The sequence below is a fragment of the Pantoea rodasii genome (assembly GCF_002095465.1).
Taxonomy (GTDB): domain Bacteria; phylum Pseudomonadota; class Gammaproteobacteria; order Enterobacterales; family Enterobacteriaceae; genus Pantoea; species Pantoea rodasii.
Window position 1 is genome coordinate 1 of the sequence record NZ_MLFP01000061.1, and the last position, 1,024, is coordinate 1,024.

Annotated in this window: 1 protein-coding gene; it reads right to left on the reverse strand. The window is 43.0% G+C overall.

Going from position 1 to position 1,024, the window contains the following annotated elements; all coding sequences use genetic code 11:
* Nucleotides 1-200: 200 nt before the first annotated feature.
* Complete coding sequence (locus HA45_RS23325; RefSeq protein ID WP_128599098.1) at nucleotides 201-794, reverse strand: hypothetical protein; 594 nt, start codon at nucleotides 792-794, stop codon at nucleotides 201-203.
* Nucleotides 795-1,024 lie beyond the last annotated feature (230 nt).

Consider the following 1,024-nt stretch of genomic DNA (forward strand, 5'->3'; position numbering starts at 1 on the left):
GCTCAAAGTAGACCTTTTGCGCCACAGGCTTTTCAGCTGAGTGACATAAGCGGAAAATGCTATCAATGTTGTGTTTTAATCAATAGGGGGCAGGTCATAACTGCTCCCTCATTTTGACCATAGGTAAAAGTCGGCCAATGTGAGCAAGCTGTTAACTTGACTAGCCTGAATGCATAAGAATTGATCCTATCCTTGAGACTTTATTCTGAGATGGAAAAGTCGGAATCTTCACATGTATTAGAACGCAGACATTTATTTGCTGGTACCCAAGGTCCCTGAGGTTCAATCGCATCCAGCCGGTAGATTGTTACTATGCCTGCATTGTAGCTGCCCGGCACGCCGGAAAAAGCCACTTTGTCTCCGTCACTAAGTCTACCCTCATATACCTTGAAGCCTTGGCCATTTTGAGGTGAAAGAGTTATGGAAATCCGACCAGAGGGTCTACAAGCGATATGCATTATTACGTTCGTTTTATACCCGTTAGCCGACTCTTCAAAAGGGCGTACAATGTTATGTCCATTTGATGCCAAGCATAGGGAACCAGGTATCGTTGCTGATACTCCTTCCGCATATGCTTCTCCAGCATCAGCAGAAGATAAATAAAAGGTGAGATTGATGCCAATAAGCGCGCTGCTCGGGATAGGGGATAACCGATCCTCTAAGAAATTTCTTGCTGACACAAGTACTGGTTCAAAATTGTTCTTAATGATATCTGAGCTTGCCTCCAGACAGGCACCTCCCACTGCTAGAATGATTGCGATAAAGCCTTTTGCTATCCATTTTTTTAACGGCATTCTTTTCCTCGATTTGTGAAACTCAATATTCCTCCCATGAGATTGTGGACCGTAAGCTCGCTGAGTTCAAAAACTAGCGTTCTATATAGAAACTTCGTTTCGAAACTTAACAATAGTCTTAAGTAACAACACTCTAAATTTATTTTACGCTATTAATTGATACACCACTATCGTTCCCTGTTGATTAACATGCGCCATCAAATGCGGGAGCAATTGCAAACGTCCGCTGC

What these genes read in the sequence shown, in the direction of transcription:
- HA45_RS23325 (WP_128599098.1), bottom strand. Translation starts at nt 794, where the DNA reads ATGCCGTTAAAAAAATGGATAGCAAAAGGCTTTATCGCAATCATTCTA.